Here is an 18,275-nt window from a genome sequence, read left to right as displayed (position 1 = left end):
GCCGGGGGCGCCCGGCTATCGGGGGCGACCCCGACATGACCCTGAGGGGACGTCAGTCCGGAGGCTTAGGGCCTGTCCGGCGGATCAGGGCCTAGAGCTTGGCGGACTTCAGCGACATGTGGAGCAGGAGGCGGTCCTCGCCGTCGTCCAGGTCCAGTCCCGTGAGCTGTTCGACCCGGGACAGCCGGTAGTAGAGGGTCTGCCGGTGGATGCCCAGGGCCGCCGCCGTGCGGCCCGCCTGGCCCGCGTTGTCGAGGAACACCTCGGCGGTACGGGCCAGTTCGCTGTGGGCGGGGGCGAGCAGCGGCGCGACGGCGGGGTCGATCTCGGGGTGGTAGAGCGCGGCGAGCAGGCGGTACGGGCCGATCCCGGACCACTCCGCGACGGGACCGAGCGTCGGCTGCGCCGTGGCGGCGCGGGCCGCCGTACTGGCTTCGCGCCAGGCCGCCGGGAGCTCCGTGAGACCGCGGCGGGGGCTCGCGATGCCGGCCGGCACGGCACCGCGCAGCCGCTCCGCGGCCGTGTGGGCGGGGGCCAGGTCCTCCGCCGTGCGCAGCCGTACGAGCACGGCGAGGGACTCGGCCTCCGGGAGGGTGGCGACCGCCGCCGCGCCGGGTACCGCCCGGATCGCGGGGGCGTCGCCCTGCCAGGGGGTCACGCAGACGACGGTGTGCAGCCCGTCCGCGCTCGGGCCCAGGGCCGCCCGGAGCGCCGCGACGGCCATGTCGCTCTGCCAGCCGCGCCCGGCGGTGAGGACCGCGACGAACTCGCGGGAGAGGTCGGCGTCCGCGCGCTCCTCGTCGGCGAGGAGCCCGCCGATCCGGGTGGCGACCTCCATCGCTGCCGCGAGCTGGGCGGGCGTCGGTCCGGGCTCGGCGTCCAGCAGCCAGACGTATCCGAGGACGACGCCCCGGTGGCGTACGGGAAGGCAGATCCGGTCCCGGAACACCCCGGCGTCCGGGGCGGCCGGGATGCGGACCGGGCCCGTCGCGCGCGTGATGCCGAAGCCCTCGAACCAGGCGCGGACCGCCGGGGTCGACTTCCTGGTCAGGATCGACCGCGTCCGGACCGGGTCCATCGCGGTGTCGTCGTCGCTGTCGTGGGCCCCGAAGGCGATCAGCCCGAAGTCGCGGTTCTCCAGTGTCGCCGGGGCGCCGAGCAGCGCGGAGATCTCGTCGACCAGTTCTTGGTAATCGCCCTTCACAGCGTCATTCTCGCACCCCTTCAGACATGTGTATGAGGTGCCGCGCACGGATGCGTGACAGCTGTCGATGGCAGAGGATCGGAGCGATCCATAGGTTTCACGGTGGTTCTCCGTGCTGTTCCCGTTTTCTTACGAAAGATCGGGTAGAGCACCCTTCGTCACCCTGTGCTCTCTGGAGGTGCCCCGTGCTGGGTCCCGTGATTCTCGCCGCGTCGCGCAGCGACAAGATGCGCCGTCTCGTCTCGGCCGCGCCCGGGACCAAGCAGGTCGTCGCCCGCTTCATCGCCGGTGAGACGGTCGGCGACGTCGTCCCGATCGTGCAGGAGCTGACGGACCGCGGCCTGGAGGTCACCCTCGACGTCGTCGGTGAGGACATCACCACCGTCGAGCAGTCGTACGCCGCCCGGGACGCCTATCTGGAGCTCATCGGCCGCCTCAAGGAGCTGGGCCTCGGCGCCCGCGCCGAGATGTCCGTCAAGCTGTCGATGTTCGGGCAGTCGCTGGAGAACGGCCACGAGCTCGCTCTCGCGAACGTCCGGCCCGTCGTCGAGGCCGCCGCCGAGATCGGCACCACGGTCACCCTGGACGCCGAGGACCACACCACCCTCGACTCGATGTTTGCCATCCACGAGGAGCTGCGGAAGAGCTTCCCGCAGACCGGCTGCGTCATCCAGGCGTACCTCTTCCGCACCGAGGACGACGCCCGCCGCCTCGCCGAGAACGGCTCCCGCGTCCGGATCGTGAAGGGCGCCTACAAGGAGCCCGCCTCCGTCGCCATCCAGGACAAGCCCGAGATCGACAAGGCGTACGTCCGGATCATGAAGATCCTGATGGACGGCGAGGGCTACCCGATGATCGGTTCCCACGACCCGCGCCTGATCTCCATCGGCCAGGAGCTGGCCCGCCGCGCCGGCCGCAAGCTGGACGAGTACGAGTTCCAGATGCTGTACGGCATCCGCAGCGAGGAGCAGAACCGTCTCGCCGCCGAGGGCCACCGCATGCGTGTCTACACCGCGTACGGCACCGACTGGTACGGCTACTTCATGCGCCGTCTCGCGGAGAAGCCGGCCAACCTCCTCTTCTTCGTCCGCTCCATCCTCACCAAGGGCTGAGCCCCCCACCTCTCACAAGGAGTATCGAGACTCATGGACGCTGTCACCCAGGTCCCCGCTCCGGTCAACGAGCCGGTGCACAGCTACGCCCCCGGCTCCCCCGAGCGCTCCCGTCTGGAGACCAAGCTCAAGGAGCTGGCCGAGAACCCGCGCGAGCTGCCGATGACCATCGGCGGCGTGAAGCGCCTCGGCGGCGGCGAGGAGTTCAAGGTCGTCCAGCCGCACAACCACAAGGCCGTCATCGGCACCTTCCGCGGCGCCACCACCCAGGACGCCCAGGACGCCGTCGACGCCGCCCTCGCCGCGGCCCCGGCCTGGCGCGCGATGGCCTTCGACGACCGCGCCGCGATCATCCTGCGCGCCGCCGAGCTGCTCGCCGGCCCCTGGCGCGAGACGCTGGCCGCGTCCACGATGCTCGGCCAGTCGAAGACCGCCCAGCAGGCCGAGATCGACACCCCGTGCGAGCTCGTCGACTTCTGGCGCTTCAACGTGGCGTACGCCCGCCAGATCCTGGCCGAGCAGCCGCCGGCCAACTCCCCGGGTGTGTGGAACCGTCTGGACCACCGCCCGCTGGAGGGCTTCGTCTACGCGATCACGCCGTTCAACTTCACGGCCATCGCGGGCAACCTGCCCACCGCCCCCGCCCTCATGGGCAACGTGGTGGTCTGGAAGCCGTCCCCGACGCAGACCCACTCCGCCGTGCTCCTCATGGAGCTCCTGGAGGAGGCCGGCCTGCCGAAGGGTGTCATCAACCTGGTGACCGGCGACGGCATCGCCGTCTCCGAGGTGGCCCTGAACCACCCCGACCTGGCCGGCATCCACTTCACCGGCTCGACCAAGACCTTCCAGCACCTGTGGAAGACGGTCGGTACGAACATCGAGAAGTACCGCTCGTACCCGCGGATCGTCGGCGAGACCGGTGGCAAGGACTTCGTCGTCGCCCACCCGAGCGCCGACCGCGCCATCCTGAAGACCGCGCTGACCCGTGGCTCCTTCGAGTTCCAGGGCCAGAAGTGCTCCGCGTCCTCGCGCGCCTACGTCCCGGCCTCCATCTGGAACGACGGCTTCAAGGAGGAGTTCGCGGCCGAGGTCGACGGCATCACCATGGGTGACGTCACCGACCTGTCGAACTTCATCGGCGCCGTCATCGACGAGCGCTCGTTCGCCAAGAACAAGGCCGCGATCGACCGTGCCGCGGCCGACCCGACCTGCACGATCGTCGCCGGTGGCACCTACGACGACTCGGTGGGCTACTTCGTCCGCCCGACCGTCATCGCGTGCACCGACCCGGAGAACGAGGTCTTCAAGGCCGAGTACTTCGGCCCGATCCTCGCGATCCACGTGTACGAGGACGAGAAGTACGACGAGATGCTGACCCAGATGGAGTCGGTCTCGGACTACGCCCTCACCGGCTCGGTCATCTCCGGCGACCGCGCGGCCGCCGCGTACACGATGGAGAAGCTCCGCTTCGCCGCGGGCAACTTCTACATCAACGACAAGTCGACCGGCGCCGTCGTCGGCCAGCAGCCCTTCGGCGGCGGCCGCGCCTCGGGTACGAACGACAAGGCCGGCGCCCCGCAGAACCTGATGCGCTGGACGCTGACCCGCGCCATCAAGGAGACGCTGGTCCCGCCGACCGAGTACGGCTACCCGCACATGGGCTGATGCCCCTCCGGGCCTCCCTGAGGCCCACCCCCTGACACCGCCCCCCTCCTCGGTCCCCCAACTGAGGACGGGGGCGGTTCTCATTCCCCGGCGCGGCGCTTCAGGAAGTCGCCGATGAGGTCCGCTATCGCCGGCGCGTGGGTCTCCAGGGCGAAGTGGCCCGTGGGGAGGAGGTGGATCTCCGCGTCCGGGAGGTCGCGGAGGAAGGCTTCGGCGCCCGCCGGGACGAAGACCTGGTCGCCCTCGCCCCAGACGGCGAGGAGGGGGACCCGGGAGGTGCGGAAGTACTTCTGGAAGGCGGGGTAGAGGGCGAAGTTGGAGCCGTAGTCGGCGATCAGGCCGAGCTGGATCTCGTCCTGGCCGTCGCGGGCCATGAGCGTGGCGTCGTGGTGCCAGGCGTCGGGGCTGAGCAGGTCGCGGTACTCGGCGGGGACGCCGGTCTCGTACTGCCACCTGATGCCGTCGAGGGAGCGGATGGCGCGGACCGGCTCCTCGGTCTCGGGGGTGCGGTTCTCGATGAGAGCGAGGACCGGGGCCCAGGCCTCGGCGCCGAGGCCCTCCTCGTAGGCGTTGCCGTTCTGGCTGATGATCGCGGTGACGCGCTCGGGGTGGGCGAGGGCGAGGCGCAGGCCGATGGGGGAGCCGTAGTCCTGGACGTAGAGGGCGTACCGGTCGAGGCCCAGGGCCTGGGTGAACTCGTCGGTGAGCGCCGCAAGCTCGGCGAAGGTGTAGTCGAAGTCGGCTGCCGAGGGGGCCGCGCTGCGGCCGAAGCCCAGGTGGTCGGGGGCGATCAGCCGGTAGTCGTCGGCGAGCAGCGGGATCAGGTCGCGGAACATGTGCGAGCTGGTGGGGAAGCCGTGCAGCAGGAGCAGGACGGGCGCGCCGGCCGGGCCGGCCTCGCGGTAGGCGATCTCGTGGCCGCGGACGGTGGCGGTGCGGTGGTGGATCGGCAGCACGGTCATCCCTCTAACCCCTTACATGCGCGTGACTGGTTACGGCTTGACCCAATCAGGCTCGGGATAACCTGTCAATGGCTTTTAAAGGGTTAGGTGAGGTTGTGGGAGGGTGAGCCCATGACCTTGAGGATCGCGCCCACCCACGAGCTCGGGGCCGGCCGGCTCCGTTCCGTCCGCGAGATGCTGGACTCCGCCTTCGACGGCGACTTCGCCGACGAGGACTGGGACCACACCCTCGGTGGCGTCCACGCCTGGATCGAGGACGGGCGGGGCATCGCCGCGCACGGCGCCGTCGTCCTGCGGCGGGTGCTCCACGAGGGGCGTTCGTACCGGATCGGGTACGTCGAGGGGGTCGCCGTCCGGGGCGACCTCAGGCGGCGGGGGCTCGGCGGGGCCGTGATGGCCGGGCTGGAGCGGGTCATCGACGGCACGTACGCCTTCGGGGCGCTCAGCGCCTCGGACGAGGGGGCCGCGCTCTACCGGGCCCGCGGCTGGCGGGTCTGGGAGGGGCGGATCGAGGTCCTCGCTCCCCGGGGGATCGTCCGGCTCGCGGACGAGGAGGGGTCGGTCTTCCTGCGGGCGGCGGGCGGGCGGGAGCTGCCCGGGGCCGCCGCGCCGCTGGTCTTCGACTGGCGCGACGGCGACGTGATGTGAGCGAGGGTCAGGGCGTGGGGCGGCGCTGCTCCTCGCGGCCCTTGGTCGTCTCCAGGTGGGACGTGACCAAGGACGAGAACATCGAGACGAGGGCGATCGTGATCGCGAGCCCGCCCGTGCCGAGCACCCCGATGAAGCAGGCCGCGGCGGCGGAGCCGACCACCACGAGCCACACCGCGAGCGCCAGCTTGCCGCGGCGGCTCAGGAACAGCTGCTTGAGCGGGGTGGCGGGCGGGGCCTCCAGGGCGCCGGCGGGGCCCGCCGTCGCCGCGCGGGGCCGCTTGAAGTAGCCGTACACCATCCATTCGCCGCACAGCTCCCAGCCCTCGGGCTCCAGCTCGGCCAGGACCTTCGTCCGGCGCCGGCCGGTGACGACCTCGCGGCGGTACTCCCACCGCAGTGCCGCCGTCGTGGAGCGGCGGCAGACGAACCGGCCGAGCGAGTCCAGGGACTCCACCTCCCAGCCCTCGTCGCCGTGGACGGTGAGCATCCGGACGTCGTTGAAGATGTCGGCCGTCCAGGTCCAGTTCTCCGCCTGCTCGTCCGGCTCGGCGGGCCGCGGGGCGAGCCCGCCGAGGCCCGCCGCGAAGGCGGCGGCCGGGCCGAACTCCTCCTCCGGGTGCGCTCCGGTCTCGGTGAGGTGTCCGCGGAGGTCCTCGACCGTGGCGGTGATCTGCTCCTCGGGCACGCCCGCGGTTCGCAGGGCCTCGGTCAGCTCGGTGAAGTACCGCTCGGCGTCCTTGGTGGTGCTCATGTCGTTCTTCCCCCTGGGTGCAGCGTGGTCTCGACGGCGCGGTGGAAGCGCAGCCAGTCGCGGCTCTCGGTGGCGAGGTGCTCGCGCCCCCGCTCGGTGAGCCGGTAGTAGCGGCGGCCCGGCCCGCGCTCGGCGGCGCGGAACTCGGCCTCCACCAGACCGGCTTCCTCCAGGCGGTTCAGCACGGGATAGAGCGTCCCGCCCTTGATCTCGCCGAGCCCCGCCTCGGCGAGTGCCTTGGCGATCTCGTACCCGTAGCTCTCGCCGTCGGTCAGGCGGGAGAGGACGAGCAGGTCGAGGACTCCCTTGAGCCAGCTGGATCTGCGGTCTGCGGCCATGGGTGTATTGGAGCACCAGCTAGGTAGGAATGCAAACTAGGTAGGGATGTCGGGCTCGGTTTCCCGAAGACACCCCCTAGGTCCTGTCGTCGAACTCCCGTCGTCCGCCCGCAGGGCAGGCGGGAGTTTGACGACAGGACCTAGGCGGCGACCAGCATCTTTCCGAGGTTCTCGCCGCGCAGCATCCCCAAGAAGGCCTCGACGATGTTCCCGAAGCCCTCCACCACCGTCACGTCCAGGGGCAGCGCCCCGCTGCGCAGGTGGGGGACGGCGAGCTCGTACAGCTCCTCCAGGGCGTCCGTGTGGTTGCTGACGAGGAAGCCTTCGAGCCGGATGCTCTTGCCGACCACGTCGAAGAGGTTGCGCGGGGCCGGCGGAGCGGAGAGCGAGTGGTACTGGCCCACCGCGCCGACCCAGGCGATCCGGCCGAACGGCCGCAGCGCGCCGATCGAGGCCTCCAGGTGCTCGCCGCCCACCCCGTCCAGGACCGCGTCGAGCCCCGCCGGAGCCGCCTTCGCGAGCAGCTCGCCGACCGGCCCGTCGTGGTAGTCGAAGGCCGCGTCGAAACCGACCCGCTCCGTCAGGTACGCCACCTTCCGCGCCGAGCCCGCGCTGCCCACGAGCCGCCCCGCGCCCAGCAGCCGGGCGAGCCGGCCCGCCGCCGTGCCCACCCCGCCCGCCGCCGCGGAGACGAAGAGGTCCTCGCCGGGCTTGAGCCGCGCGATCCGGGTCAGGCCCACGTAGGCCGACAGGCCCGTACCGCCGAGCAGGCTCAGGTGGGCGGCGAGAGGCACACCGGGGCCGAGGTCCGGGACCGGGCGCGTCTCGTCCTTCGAGACCAGGGCGTGGGTGCGCCAGCCCTTGCGGTGCAGGACGAGGTCGCCGGGGCGCAGGGCGGGGTCGCGGGAGTCGAGCACGCGGCCCAGCGTGCGGCCCTCCATGGGGGAGTTCAGGGTCCAGATCTCGTCCGAGTCCATCGCCTCGCGGTGGTACGGGTCGACGGACCACAGGACGTTCTCGACGAGGGCGGTGCCCGGCTCCGGGGCCGGGACGGGGGACTCGACGAAGGCGAAGTGTCCGGGCGTGGGGAAGCCGGTGGGGCGGGCGGTCTGCTGGACGGTGATCATGGTGTCGTTCGTCATGGACCAGACCGTAGGAGGCGATCCGCGGCGCGGGCAGGGGGTAGCGTCGATGGCTGCGGCCCATCCATGAATGCCGCTCATACGACGAGGTGGGAGCCGTGATGACCGAGGACCTGGCCCCGCGCGAACTGCGCGTCCTGGTGGCCGTCGACCGCGAGCGGGGCTTCTCCGCCGCCGCCGTCGCCCTCGGCATGACCCAGTCGGCCGTCTCGCACTCGGTGCGGGGCAGCGAACGCAAGCTGGGCGCCGTCCTCTTCGAGCGGGGGCGGAGCGGGGCCACCGCGACAGCCGCGGGCGAGCGGGCGCTCGCGCACGCCCGACGGGTGCTCCGGCTCCTGGACGTGATGGCGGCCGAGGTGCGCGGCGCGCGGAGCGGTGCCGAACCCGACGTCCTCGCCGGACCGCTGCGCATCGCGGCCTTCCGCAGCGCGGCGCTGCATCTGCTGCCGGGCGTCCTCGGTCGGCTGACGGCGCGCCACCCCGAGCTCGTGCCCGAGGTGCGGATCGTGCGGGAGGTCGGGCGCGGCACCGCCGGTGAAGTCCTCGACGGGCGGGCGGACCTGGGGATCGCGACCATCGGGACCACCTCGCCCGTGCCGCCCGAGCTGGTCGGGGGCGCCCTGCTGGAGGAGGGGTACGCGCTGGTGCACCCGGCGGGGCATCCGGCGCCGCGCTCGCTGCCGCTGGTCGACTGGACCGAGAACTGCACCTCGTACACCAGGGAATGGTGGGCGCGGCAGGAGTGGCTGCCGCCGGCGACGGTGCAGGCGGAGGACGACGGAGCCGTCCTCTCGTTGGTGAGCACCGGATACGGGATGGCCGTGATGCCGGAGCTCTCCCTGGTCGGAGCGCCGTCCTCGGTCGAGATCACCGATCTCGGCCCGGAGCGCCCGACCCGCTCGGTGGGCTACGTCACCACCCCCGAGCTGGCGGCCTCCCTCGCCGTGCGCGCCCTCATCCGGGAGCTGCGGGCCGTCGCGGGGTGACCCTCGCGCGACCCCTGGAGGACTCTCGGTCCCACGCCGTCTCAGATAGTAGGAAGTCCGAGTAACTGTGGAGACAGATGCGGTTCCCTGCCCTAGCTTTGTAGGAGCCGAACGTCTCGCTATATCAGCGAATGGCGGTCGAGAGCGCGACGCCCCTGTGCAGGCAACCCCTGCGGCGGCGCTCCCCGCCCCTGCCGGCACCTTCGATCACCACTGATCTCCGCACTTTCGGATCATCACTGATCTCAAGGAGTCGATCCCTCATGGCAACTCAGACCGCCCGCCGCGTCCGCCACTCCGCCGCCCGTTCCAACGACGAGGCCCGCCAGAACGCGGCCGCCGCCCTCCAGCGCGCCCTCGACCGCCGTGACAACGGCGGCTCGACCGGCCACTGATCCGAAGGTCCGAAGGGTCCCCGCACGGGCCCCTTCGGGCCTCCGCTCGCCCGTTCGGGCTGTCCGTTCGTCCACATGATGGACGGAACGTGTCAGACGATGGGACGAAGAGTAGGGTGCCGACATGTCTCACAGCATCAATCTCGCAGTCATTCCCGGCGACGGCATCGGCCAGGAGGTCGTGGCCGAGGGCCTCAAGGTCCTCTCGGCCGTCCTTCCCCAGGACGTGAAGCTGGAGACCGAGGAGTACGACTTCGGCGCCAAGCGCTACCACGCCACCGGTGAGACCCTCACCGACGCCGACCTCGCCTCCCTCAAGAAGCACGACGCCATCCTGCTCGGCGCCATCGGCGACCCGTCGGTGCCGTCCGGAGTCCTGGAGCGCGGCTTCCTGCTGAAGCTCCGCTTCGCCTTCGACCACCACGTCAACCTGCGCCCCTCGAAGCTGCTCCCCGGCGTCGCCACCCCGCTCGCCGGTCAGCCCGAGATCGACTTCGTCGTGGTCCGCGAGGGCACCGAGGGCCCGTACACCGGCAACGGCGGCACCATCCGCAAGGGCACCCCGCACGAGGTCGCCACCGAGGTCTCGGTCAACACCGCCTTCGGTGTCGAGCGGGTCGTCCGGGACGCCTTCGCCCGCGCCCAGGCCCGTCCGCGCAAGAAGCTGACGCTGGTCCACAAGAACAACGTGCTGACCTTCGCCGGCCACCTCTGGACGGACATCTTCACCAAGGTCGCCGCGGAGTTCCCCGAGGTCAGCACCGACTACCTGCACGTCGACGCCGCGACGATCTTCCTCGTCACCGACCCGGCCCGCTTCGACGTCATCGTCACCGACAACCTCTTCGGCGACATCATCACCGACCTCGCCGCGGCCGTCTCCGGCGGCATCGGCGTCGCCGCCTCGGGCAACATCAACCCGAGCGGCGAGTTCCCGTCCATGTTCGAGCCGGTCCACGGCTCCGCGCCGGACATCGCGGGCCAGGGCAAGGCCGACCCCACGGCCACCGTCCTCTCCGTCGCCCTCCTGCTGCGCCACCTCGGCTACGAGACCGAGGCCGTCCGGGTCGAGGAGGCCGTCTCGGCCGACCTCACCGAGCGGGGCAGCGCCGTCCGCACGACGGCCCAGGTCGGCGACGCGCTCGCCGCGCGAGTAGCGAGCTGACCCGCGCAGCCGACTGACATACGACAGCAGCCGCCGGGTCGCACCTGCACCCGGCGGCTGTACCTGTGCGGCCGCAGGGTGCCACCATCGAACTCTGGACCGCGCTCACCCGTTTCCCGCACCGGTCCCCGCGAGCGATAATCGGACGTGGGGCCGTGGCATACGGGCATGCTCGGACGTCCACGCAGTCATGGACTTCGGTCGATGACCGGGTCGGGCGCGCGGTCCTACACACACAACCGGTGAAGGACACGCACTCATGACGACGCCCACGATCGAGCTCAAGCCCTCCTCCAGCCCGCTGTCCGACGCGGAGCGCGAGGCGATCCTGGCCAACCCGGGATTCGGCCGCCACTTCACCGACCACATGGTCACCATCCGGTGGACCGAGGGCCGCGGCTGGCACGACGGCCAGCTCGTGCCGTACGGCCCGCTGCACCTGGACCCGGCCACCAACGTCCTGCACTACGCCCAGGAGATCTTCGAGGGCCTGAAGGCCTACCGCCGCCCCGACGGCTCGGTCGCCAGCTTCCGCCCCGACGCCAACGCCCGCCGCTTCCAGGCCTCGGCCCGCCGACTGGCCATGCCGGAGCTGCCCGTCGAGACCTTCGTCGAGGCCTGTGACGTGCTCGTCAAGCAGGACAAGGCGTGGGTTCCGGCGCACGGCGGCGAGGCCTCGCTCTACCTGCGTCCGTTCATGATCGCGACCGAGGTCGGCCTGGGCGTCCGCCCGGCCAACGAGTACCTCTTCGTCGTCATCGCCTCCCCGGCCGGCCCGTACTTCCCCGGCGGCGTGAAGCCCGTCTCGATCTGGCTCTCGGAGAACCGCGTCCGCGCCGTCCCCGGCGGCGTCGGCGACGCCAAGACCGGCGGCAACTACGCGGCCTCCCTGCTCGCGCAGGCCGAGGCGGCGGAGAAGGGCTGCGACCAGGTCGCCTACCTCGACGCCGTCGAGCACAAGTGGGTCGAGGAACTGGGCGGCATGAACCTGTACTTCGTGTACGGCGACAAGCTGGTCACCCCGACCCTCACCGGTTCGCTCCTCGCCGGCATCACCCGTGACTCGCTGCTCAAGCTGGCGGCGGACCTCGGCCTGAAGCCGGAGGAGGGCCGCGTCTCCATCGACCAGTGGCAGGCCGACAGCGCCGACGGCACCCTGACCGAGGTCTTCGCCTGCGGCACCGCCGCCGTCATCACGCCCGTCGGCACGGTCAAGTCCGAGCGGGGCGAGTGGCAGCAGTCGGGCGGCGAGCCCGGCGAGGTCACGATGAAGCTGCGCGACGCGCTGCTCGCCGTCCAGACCGGCCGGGCCGAGGACGCCCACGGCTGGATGCACGAGCTGGGCTAGGCCTGTCCGGCGGATCATGGCCGGGGCCACGGCGTCTGGCCCTGGTCGCCGCACGCCGCACAGCGCAGTGGCCGCCACGCCGTAGCGGTAGCGGCCACTGCCAGGGCGGTGGCCGCTACTCCGTAGCAGCCAGGGCTTCCGGAGCCGTGACGGTCCGGGGAGCCCTGTTCGGCGTCAGTACGGCGTACAGCGCGCCGCCCACCAGTCCCGACAGCACGAAGCTGCAGTCGATCCCGCCCGTCAGGGCGAGCAGCGGCCCCTCGTAGAGCGGCGTCGACACCCCGGCCAGGCCGACCGCCGCGCCGATCGCCCAGGATGCGGTGGCGCGCGGGTGCCAGCCTGCCGAGAACCAGTAGATTCCGCCGCGCGAGCGGTTGTTGTAGACCTGGAGCGCCTCCGGGTCGTACGTCCCGCCGCAGCGCGCGTGCCCGATCAGGGTGATCACGGCCCACGGGGTGCCGATCGCGGTGAGCAGCAGGACGAACGAGGTCATCGCCGTCTGGGCGTCCGAGGCGAAGTGGCCCAGGAAGACGAAGGCCGTCGCCACCGCCGCGACCACGAGCGTGGCGCGTGCCCGGGTGGCGCGGGGCAGGATCGCGTCGAGGTCGAGTCCCATCGAGTAGAGCATCAGCCCGGCGTTGCCGACGGATCCGGCCGTCGCCGCGAGGAGCAGCGGCACCAGGTACCAGGCGGGCGAGGCGGCGACGAGCGGCCCGGCGTAGTCGAGGGCCCCGCGGGCCGCGAGCGCCGTGTACGTACCGAAGAGCTGGGGGACCAGCAGGCCGACGAGCAGGCCGAGACAGGTGGCGTACCAGACCTTCTTCGCGCTGTGCCGCGCGGGCGAGATGTACCGGGTGTAGTCGCCGAGCAGGGTGATGAAGGCGACGGGGCCGCTGAGCCCGGCGGCGACGGCGGAGAGCAGCCAGGTCGGCCAGAACGAGCCGAGCAGGTACGGGGTCTCCGGTACGGCGGCCGTCGTGACGTCCCCGGCGTAGGCGACGACACCGATCGCGAGGAGCACGGTCATGCCGACCGCGAGCGCCTTGCTCAACTTGAGCAGCAGCCGGTAGCCGAAGACCGCGGCGACGACCGTGCCGGCGGCGAGCAGGGCGTAGACGACGGCGTGCGAGGCGCCGCCGGTCGGCAGGCCGACCAGCCGGGCCAGCGTCCCCACCATGACGTCCCCGCCGATCCACAGCGTCAGCGCGGTGTATCCGAGCGACAGCAGCAGTCCGACCACGGAGCCGACGAGCCGGCCGCGGACGCCGAAGAAGGCGCCGGAGGAGGTGGAGAGGTTGGTGGCGGTGCGGAGCGACACGAGTGCGAGCGGGGCGGTGACGGCGACCCCGACGACGGTTCCGGTGACGACCGAGGTGACCGAGGCCCAGAGGTCGAGCCCGAAGGAGACCGGGAGCCAGCCGAAGACGATCACCCCCAGGCAGAGGTTGGAACCGAGCAGGATCGACACGAGATCGCGGGGACCGCTGGTGCGTTCGGCCTCGGGGATGGTGTCGACTCCGCGCTGTTCTATCGGCATGAGGACTCCTGGGGAGGGGAGCGGGGCGAGAGCGGCTCGCACGTGAAGACGTTTAGAGTGACGCTCAATGTGACCCATGCTCGTCGGCCACGTCAATGTTTGGCAGCAGGCTTCCCAACATTTAGAGTGGCGCTCAAACAGGAGGTGCTTCGACGTGCGACCGACCCCCACGGAACGCGACGTCGCGGACACCGTCTGCGAGGCGGCCGGGTCCGTCTCCCCCCGCCTCTCCTTCCTCTAGGACGTGAACCATGACCTACCGCATGCCCGCCGAGTGGATGCCGCACGAGCGCACCTGGATGGCCTGGCCCAGCCCCAACCCGACCTTCACCAACGAGGAGGAGCTCGCCGAGGCGCGCGCCGCCTGGGCGTCGGTGGCCCGGGCCGTACGCCGCCACGAGCCGGTGACGATGGTCGTCGCCCCCGGCGACAAGGACTCCGCCCGCGCCCTCCTCGGTGACGACGTCGACCTGATCGAGCGCGACCTCGACGACGCCTGGATGCGGGACATCGGCCCGACCTTCGTCACGAACGGCACCGAACTCGCCGCCGTGGACTGGGTGTTCAACGGCTGGGGCGGCCAGGACTGGGCCCGCTGGGAGCACGACTCGAAGATCGCCCGCCATGTCGCGGACGCGGCCGGCGTCCCGGTCCTGTCCTCCCCCCTCGTCAACGAGGGCGGCGCGATCCACGTCGACGGCGAGGGCACGGTCCTGCTGACCGACACCGTCCAGCTCGGCTCGGGCCGCAACCCGGAGTGGACCCGCGCGCAGGTCGAGGCCGAGATCCACGCCCGGCTCGGCACCACGAAGGCGATCTGGCTCCCGCACGGCCTCAGCGGCGACTACGGCCTCTACGGCACCCAGGGCCACGTCGACATCGTCGCCGCCTTCGCCCGCCCCGGCACGGTCCTCGTCCACAGCCAGCAGGACCCGGCCCACCCGGACTACGAGCGCTCGCGGATGTACGTGAGCATCCTGCGCGGCCAGACGGACGCGCAGGGCCGCCCCCTGGAGGTCGTCGAGATCCCGGCCCCCACCGTCCTCAAGGACGAGGAGGGCGACTGGGTCGACTACTCCTACATCAACCACTACCTGTGCAACGACGGCGTGATCCTCTGCGCCTTCGACGACCCGCACGACGAACTCGCCGCCGAGATCTTCCGCCGCCTCTTCCCGGACCGCACGGTCACCCTCGTCGACGCCCGCACGATCTTCGCGGGCGGCGGCGGCATCCACTGCATCACCCAGCAGCAGCCGCGCGTGTAGTCCGTACCGTGGCGGCGAGGGCCAGCACGCTCAGGGCGAACATCACGATGCCCAGGGGGACGTGGACCGACGGCACGTGCGCGACGCCGAGCACCACCTGTGCCGAGGCGAGCGCGAGGAAGCCGGAGGCGTAGAGGACCGGGCGGGGGGAGCCCCCGCCCGGCCGCCACGCCAGGACCGCGGCGAGCACGTACAGCATCGACGCGCCGTACATCACCTTCGAGCCGGCGTCGTGCAGCACCGCGCCGACGGAACCGGACAGCAGCATGCCGGCGGTGACCGCCTGGAAGAACAGGGCCAGGGTCTGCAGGGCGACCGCGACCTGCGAGAACGTGAACCTGCCCGGTGCCGGAGTCGTCTGTACGGCCATGATGTGGTCCCTTCTTCTGCCTCGCGGCGGTGGATCGGTACTCTCTCGACAGTCCGACGACACAGCCCCGCGAAATGTGAGGTGAGACGTCGGACCCACGGGGGAACGGGGAGCGGTCGCACCATGAGCACACAGCCCGAGTCGGACGTGGGCGCCGTCGTCGGCGAGCGGCGCCATCTCACCAACGTCGCCTACCGGTTGCTCGGTTCGCTCGCCGAGGCCGAGGACGCCGTGCAGGAGACGTACGCCCGCTGGTACGCGTTGTCCCCGCGGCAGCAGCAGGCCATCGCCTCGCCCGGCGCCTGGCTGACCACGGTCGCCGGCCGGGTCTGCCTCGACGTGCTCGGCTCGGCGCGGGCGCGCCGCGAGCGGTACGTCGGGGCGTGGATACCCGAGCCGCTGCCCGACCGCGCGGAGTGGGGCGGCGCGGACGACCCCGCCGACCGGGTCACCCTGGACGAGTCGGTCGGCATGGCCTTCCTCGTCGTCCTGGAGTCGATGACCCCCGCCGAGCGCGTGGCCTTCGTCCTCCACGACGTCTTCCGGTACTCCTTCGCGGAGATCGCCGAGACCCTCGACCGTTCGCCCGCGGCCTGCCGCCAGCTGGCTTCCTCGGGCCGCCGGCGCATGCGCGCCGCGCAGGCCCCCGCCGCCCCTTCGGCGGGGCAGGCCGGTCTGGTGCGGCACTTCAAGGAGGCGTGGGAGGCCCGGGACATCGAGGCCCTCGTCGGCCTCCTCGACCCCGACGCCGCGATGGTCGCCGACGGCGGCGGCCTGGTCGGCACCGTCCTCCACCCGGTCGAGGGCGCCGAGGGCATCGCCGCGTACCTGATCCACATCGCCGAGAAGGCCCCGGGACTGAAGCTCCTGGAGCGGACGGTCAACGGCCGTCCCGGTCTCGTCGCCCAGCACACCGGCGTGACCGTGACCGTCGCCGCGTTCGATCTCGAAGGGGACCGCGTCACCCGCATCTGGGCCGTCCGCAACCCGGAGAAACTCCGCGCGTGGACCGGGAACGGACCCGCCGAGGCCATCCTGTAGAACATACGGGTGAGTCAGAGCAGCGACCCGACCCCACCCCACGCCCGCCGCCGCAACCAGGCCGCCCCGCCCCGCGAGGACGTCCTGGCCGCCGCCATGGACACCATCGCCGAGCGGGGGCTCGACGGGCTCACCATGGCCGGGCTCGGCCGGCAGGTCGGGATGAGCAGCGGACACCTGCTCTACTACTTCCGCACCAAGGACGAGCTGCTGCTCCAGACCCTGGAGTGGAGCGAGGGGCGGCTCGGCGCCGCACGGAGCGCCCTGCTCGCCCGGCCGGGGACGGCGCGCGAGCGGCTCGACGGCTATGTCGACGTCTACGTCCCCGCCGGCCCGCGCGACCCGCACTGGACGCTGTGGCTGGAGGTCTGGAACCGCTCGCAGAACGCCGACGACGACGCCCGCGTCCGGCAGGCCGCCATCGAGGGCGCCTGGCACCGGGACCTGGTCGCGATCCTCGCCGAAGGGGTCTCGCGGGGGGAGTTCCGGTCGGTCGACCCGGACCGGTTCGCCACCCGTACGAGGGCTTTGCTCGACGGCTTCAGTGTGCATGTCGCGGTCGGGATCCCGGGCACCGGACGGGAGCAAGTCCTCGGCCACGTACGGGAGTTCATCGAGCAGGACCTGCTGCCACGACCGTAACGCACGTAAGTACACAGGATCGTTGTGCGCTACAGCCTTGTTGCCCGTGCGTGACCTCCGGCACGGTTCCGGTCCATGGGACGAGAGCACTGGAAGAAGATCTGGGTCGGCTCCGCCGGCAACATGGTCGAGTGGTTCGACTGGTTCGTGTACGCGAGCTTCGCCACCTACTTCGCGGGGGCCTTCTTCCCCGAGGGGAACGACACCGCCAAACTCATGAACACCGCCGGCATCTTCGCCGTCGGCTTCTTCATGCGGCCCGTCGGCGGCTGGCTCCTCGGCCGGGTCGCCGACCGCAAGGGCCGCAAGACGGCGCTCACCCTCACCGTCACCCTGATGTCCGCCTCGGCGCTCCTGATCGCCGTCGCCCCCACCTACGCCGTCGCCGGCTACGGCGGCGCCGCCGTCCTCCTGATCGCCCGCCTCCTCCAGGGCCTCTCCGTCGGCGGCGAGTACGCGGCCAGCGCCACCTACCTCACGGAGGCCTCGGCGCCGGAGCACCGCGGCTTCGCCTCCAGCTTCCAGTACGTGTCGATGACCGCGGGACAGGTCCTCGGCCTCGGCCTGCTGATCGTCCTCCAGCGCACGATGTCCGACGCGGCCCTGCACAGCTGGGGCTGGCGCATCCCCTTCGTCATCGGCGCGCTCGGCGCGGCCGTCGTCTTCTACCTGCGCCGCACGATGCTGGAGACGGAGGTGTACGAGGAGAGCGCGGGCGACGGGGTCGCGAGCGGCGAGCAGGGCACCCTCAAGGCGCTCTGGGCGCACCGCCGCGAGGCCTTCCTCGTGGTCGCCCTCACCATGGGCGGGACCGTGGCCTACTACACGTACACCACCTACCTCACCAAGTACCTCTCCAACTCCGCCGGACTGCCCAAGCAGACCGCGACCCTGGTCTCCTTCTGTGCCCTCATCGTCTTCGCCTGCCTGCAGCCGCTGGCCGGCCGCCTCTCCGACCGGATCGGCCGCCGCCCGCTCCTCATCACCTTCGCGGTCGGATCCACCGTCCTCAGCGTGCCGATCCTCGCGATGCTGAAGCACGCGGGCTCCTTCTGGCCGGCCCTCGGCCTCTCCCTGCTCGCGCTGCTCGTCGTCACCGGCTACACCTCCATCAACGCCTGCGTGAAGGCCGAGCTCTTCCCGACCGGCATCCGCGCCCTCGGCGTCGCCCTCCCGTACGCCATCGCCAACGCCCTCTTCGGCGGCACCGCCGAGTACGTGGCGCTCTGGTTCAAGGACGCGGGCATCGAGTCGGGCTTCTCCTGGTACGTGGCGGGCTGCGCGGCCGTCTCCCTGGTCGTCTACCTGGTGATGCGGGAGACCCGGGACATCGACCTCGGCCGGGTCGGCGCCGCCGGCTCGTCCGGCCCCGGCACCCTGCCCGGACAGAAGAAGGATCAGCTGCCCGTATCGTGAGACCGCCGTCCCGGCGGCCCCCCACCTGTGTCAGACTTCCGGCGTGCTTGCTACCACGATGATTATCGGCAGCAGCGCGCCGGTCCGCAGTGGCCACTGAACCGCGGCACAACCCCCGCGGCAGTGGACACCGTGCCTCAGACCCGCGCGCAGACCTCTCGCACCCGCGAGGGGTTTTTTCGTTTTCCGGCCCCACCCACGCCGGAAGCGGACAGCGCGTGAGAATGGGGGCAAGTGGATCCAGACCTTCCGGAGCCACATCCGACAGGAGCCATCACAGTC

The 18,275-nt window shown here is 71.5% G+C and carries 18 protein-coding genes; 11 read left to right on the top strand and 7 right to left on the bottom strand.

Features of this window, described 5'->3' with window-relative positions; genetic code table 11:
• Positions 1–91: 91 nt before the first annotated feature.
• The gene (locus tag IE124_RS31960; RefSeq protein WP_189513156.1) at positions 92–1,204 is read right to left on the bottom strand and encodes a PucR family transcriptional regulator; all 1,113 of its coding nucleotides are present in this window, start codon (positions 1,202–1,204) and stop codon (positions 92–94) included.
• A gap of 185 nt (positions 1,205–1,389) precedes the next feature.
• Here IE124_RS31960 and IE124_RS31955 point away from each other — a divergent pair, with 185 nt between their 5' ends.
• Positions 1,390–2,316, top strand: a complete 927-nt coding sequence (locus IE124_RS31955) for a proline dehydrogenase family protein (RefSeq protein ID WP_189513154.1) — start codon at positions 1,390–1,392, stop codon at positions 2,314–2,316.
• 33 nt (positions 2,317–2,349) lie between these two features.
• Positions 2,350–3,981, top strand: coding sequence for an L-glutamate gamma-semialdehyde dehydrogenase (gene pruA, locus IE124_RS31950; protein WP_189513152.1), 1,632 nt, complete (start codon positions 2,350–2,352; stop codon positions 3,979–3,981).
• Between the two features lie 80 nt (positions 3,982–4,061).
• On the opposite strand, the gene IE124_RS31945 is transcribed toward pruA, so the two are convergent.
• The gene (locus IE124_RS31945; RefSeq protein WP_189513149.1) at positions 4,062–4,943 is read right to left on the bottom strand and encodes an alpha/beta fold hydrolase; all 882 of its coding nucleotides are present in this window, start codon (positions 4,941–4,943) and stop codon (positions 4,062–4,064) included.
• A 111-nt stretch (positions 4,944–5,054) separates the two neighbouring features.
• Here IE124_RS31945 and IE124_RS31940 point away from each other — a divergent pair, with 111 nt between their 5' ends.
• Positions 5,055–5,591: a GNAT family N-acetyltransferase gene (locus IE124_RS31940; RefSeq protein WP_189513147.1), complete on the top strand. Its 537-nt coding sequence runs from the start codon at positions 5,055–5,057 to the stop codon at positions 5,589–5,591.
• Positions 5,592–5,598: 7 nt separating this feature from the next.
• Here the strand turns inward: IE124_RS31940 and IE124_RS31935 are convergent, their stop codons facing one another.
• The 3 genes from IE124_RS31935 to IE124_RS31925 all read right to left on the bottom strand — a co-directional run bounded on the left by IE124_RS31935 (position 5,599) and on the right by IE124_RS31925 (position 7,825).
• Positions 5,599–6,345, bottom strand: a complete 747-nt coding sequence (locus tag IE124_RS31935) for a hypothetical protein (protein WP_189513145.1) — start codon at positions 6,343–6,345, stop codon at positions 5,599–5,601.
• On the bottom strand, positions 6,342–6,683 hold the full coding sequence (locus tag IE124_RS31930) for a PadR family transcriptional regulator (protein ID WP_189513143.1): 342 nt from the start codon (positions 6,681–6,683) through the stop codon (positions 6,342–6,344). Before IE124_RS31930 ends, IE124_RS31935 begins: the two co-directional genes overlap by 4 nt.
• Positions 6,684–6,823: 140 nt before the next feature.
• Positions 6,824–7,825: an MDR family NADP-dependent oxidoreductase gene (locus tag IE124_RS31925; RefSeq protein WP_189513141.1), complete on the bottom strand. Its 1,002-nt coding sequence runs from the start codon at positions 7,823–7,825 to the stop codon at positions 6,824–6,826.
• Between the two features lie 101 nt (positions 7,826–7,926).
• Between IE124_RS31925 and IE124_RS31920 the strand changes: the two genes are divergently transcribed.
• From IE124_RS31920 to IE124_RS31910, 4 genes are all read left to right on the top strand, one after another.
• A complete protein-coding gene (locus IE124_RS31920; RefSeq protein ID WP_189513139.1) occupies positions 7,927–8,811 on the top strand; it encodes a LysR family transcriptional regulator in 885 nt (294 codons plus the stop codon).
• Between the two features lie 263 nt (positions 8,812–9,074).
• Positions 9,075–9,206, top strand: a complete 132-nt coding sequence (locus IE124_RS35460; protein WP_268246768.1) for a hypothetical protein — start codon at positions 9,075–9,077, stop codon at positions 9,204–9,206.
• Between the two features lie 124 nt (positions 9,207–9,330).
• Positions 9,331–10,371 carry a 3-isopropylmalate dehydrogenase gene (locus IE124_RS31915; RefSeq protein WP_189513137.1) on the top strand — a complete coding sequence of 347 codons (1,041 nt, stop codon included), beginning with the start codon at positions 9,331–9,333 and terminating at the stop codon, positions 10,369–10,371.
• Between the two features lie 259 nt (positions 10,372–10,630).
• The gene (locus IE124_RS31910; RefSeq protein WP_189513135.1) at positions 10,631–11,719 is read left to right on the top strand and encodes a branched-chain amino acid aminotransferase; all 1,089 of its coding nucleotides are present in this window, start codon (positions 10,631–10,633) and stop codon (positions 11,717–11,719) included.
• A gap of 115 nt (positions 11,720–11,834) precedes the next feature.
• Here the strand turns inward: IE124_RS31910 and IE124_RS31905 are convergent, their stop codons facing one another.
• The gene (locus IE124_RS31905; RefSeq protein WP_189513133.1) at positions 11,835–13,256 is read right to left on the bottom strand and encodes a cytosine permease; all 1,422 of its coding nucleotides are present in this window, start codon (positions 13,254–13,256) and stop codon (positions 11,835–11,837) included.
• A 251-nt stretch (positions 13,257–13,507) separates the two neighbouring features.
• Between IE124_RS31905 and IE124_RS31900 the strand changes: the two genes are divergently transcribed.
• Positions 13,508–14,524 carry an agmatine deiminase family protein gene (locus IE124_RS31900; RefSeq protein WP_189513131.1) on the top strand — a complete coding sequence of 339 codons (1,017 nt, stop codon included), beginning with the start codon at positions 13,508–13,510 and terminating at the stop codon, positions 14,522–14,524.
• On the opposite strand, the gene IE124_RS31895 is transcribed toward IE124_RS31900, so the two are convergent.
• Positions 14,499–14,894, bottom strand: a complete 396-nt coding sequence (locus IE124_RS31895) for a hypothetical protein (protein WP_189513129.1) — start codon at positions 14,892–14,894, stop codon at positions 14,499–14,501. The two genes, IE124_RS31900 and IE124_RS31895, sit on opposite strands and share 26 nt — an antisense overlap.
• A gap of 123 nt (positions 14,895–15,017) precedes the next feature.
• Here IE124_RS31895 and sigJ point away from each other — a divergent pair, with 123 nt between their 5' ends.
• The 3 genes from sigJ to IE124_RS31880 all read left to right on the top strand — a co-directional run bounded on the left by sigJ (position 15,018) and on the right by IE124_RS31880 (position 17,993).
• Positions 15,018–15,935 carry an RNA polymerase sigma factor SigJ gene (sigJ, locus tag IE124_RS31890; RefSeq protein ID WP_189513127.1) on the top strand — a complete coding sequence of 306 codons (918 nt, stop codon included), beginning with the start codon at positions 15,018–15,020 and terminating at the stop codon, positions 15,933–15,935.
• 96 nt (positions 15,936–16,031) lie between these two features.
• Positions 16,032–16,577: a TetR/AcrR family transcriptional regulator gene (locus IE124_RS31885; RefSeq protein ID WP_229833082.1), complete on the top strand. Its 546-nt coding sequence runs from the start codon at positions 16,032–16,034 to the stop codon at positions 16,575–16,577.
• 75 nt (positions 16,578–16,652) lie between these two features.
• Positions 16,653–17,993, top strand: a complete 1,341-nt coding sequence (locus IE124_RS31880; protein WP_189513123.1) for an MFS transporter — start codon at positions 16,653–16,655, stop codon at positions 17,991–17,993.
• The last annotated feature ends 282 nt before the right edge of the window (positions 17,994–18,275 follow it).

The organism is Streptomyces narbonensis (assembly GCF_014649015.1).
GTDB lineage: Bacteria > Actinomycetota > Actinomycetes > Streptomycetales > Streptomycetaceae > Streptomyces > Streptomyces narbonensis.
The sequence above is the reverse complement of the archived record's forward strand: the minus strand, read 5'-3'. Positions and strand labels throughout refer to the sequence as shown.

What these genes read in the sequence shown, in the direction of transcription:
- IE124_RS31895 (WP_189513129.1), bottom strand. Translation starts at nt 14,894, where the DNA reads ATGGCCGTACAGACGACTCCGGCACCGGGCAGGTTCACGTTCTCGCAG.
- IE124_RS35460 (WP_268246768.1), top strand. Translation starts at nt 9,075, where the DNA reads ATGGCAACTCAGACCGCCCGCCGCGTCCGCCACTCCGCCGCCCGTTCC.
- IE124_RS31915 (WP_189513137.1), top strand. Translation starts at nt 9,331, where the DNA reads ATGTCTCACAGCATCAATCTCGCAGTCATTCCCGGCGACGGCATCGGC.
- IE124_RS31920 (WP_189513139.1), top strand. Translation starts at nt 7,927, where the DNA reads ATGACCGAGGACCTGGCCCCGCGCGAACTGCGCGTCCTGGTGGCCGTC.
- sigJ (WP_189513127.1), top strand. Translation starts at nt 15,018, where the DNA reads ATGAGCACACAGCCCGAGTCGGACGTGGGCGCCGTCGTCGGCGAGCGG.
- IE124_RS31940 (WP_189513147.1), top strand. Translation starts at nt 5,055, where the DNA reads ATGACCTTGAGGATCGCGCCCACCCACGAGCTCGGGGCCGGCCGGCTC.
- IE124_RS31900 (WP_189513131.1), top strand. Translation starts at nt 13,508, where the DNA reads ATGACCTACCGCATGCCCGCCGAGTGGATGCCGCACGAGCGCACCTGG.
- IE124_RS31885 (WP_229833082.1), top strand. Translation starts at nt 16,032, where the DNA reads ATGGACACCATCGCCGAGCGGGGGCTCGACGGGCTCACCATGGCCGGG.
- pruA (WP_189513152.1), top strand. Translation starts at nt 2,350, where the DNA reads ATGGACGCTGTCACCCAGGTCCCCGCTCCGGTCAACGAGCCGGTGCAC.
- IE124_RS31945 (WP_189513149.1), bottom strand. Translation starts at nt 4,943, where the DNA reads ATGACCGTGCTGCCGATCCACCACCGCACCGCCACCGTCCGCGGCCAC.
- IE124_RS31935 (WP_189513145.1), bottom strand. Translation starts at nt 6,345, where the DNA reads ATGAGCACCACCAAGGACGCCGAGCGGTACTTCACCGAGCTGACCGAG.
- IE124_RS31930 (WP_189513143.1), bottom strand. Translation starts at nt 6,683, where the DNA reads ATGGCCGCAGACCGCAGATCCAGCTGGCTCAAGGGAGTCCTCGACCTG.
- IE124_RS31925 (WP_189513141.1), bottom strand. Translation starts at nt 7,825, where the DNA reads ATGACGAACGACACCATGATCACCGTCCAGCAGACCGCCCGCCCCACC.
- IE124_RS31880 (WP_189513123.1), top strand. Translation starts at nt 16,653, where the DNA reads ATGGGACGAGAGCACTGGAAGAAGATCTGGGTCGGCTCCGCCGGCAAC.
- IE124_RS31905 (WP_189513133.1), bottom strand. Translation starts at nt 13,256, where the DNA reads ATGCCGATAGAACAGCGCGGAGTCGACACCATCCCCGAGGCCGAACGC.
- IE124_RS31910 (WP_189513135.1), top strand. Translation starts at nt 10,631, where the DNA reads ATGACGACGCCCACGATCGAGCTCAAGCCCTCCTCCAGCCCGCTGTCC.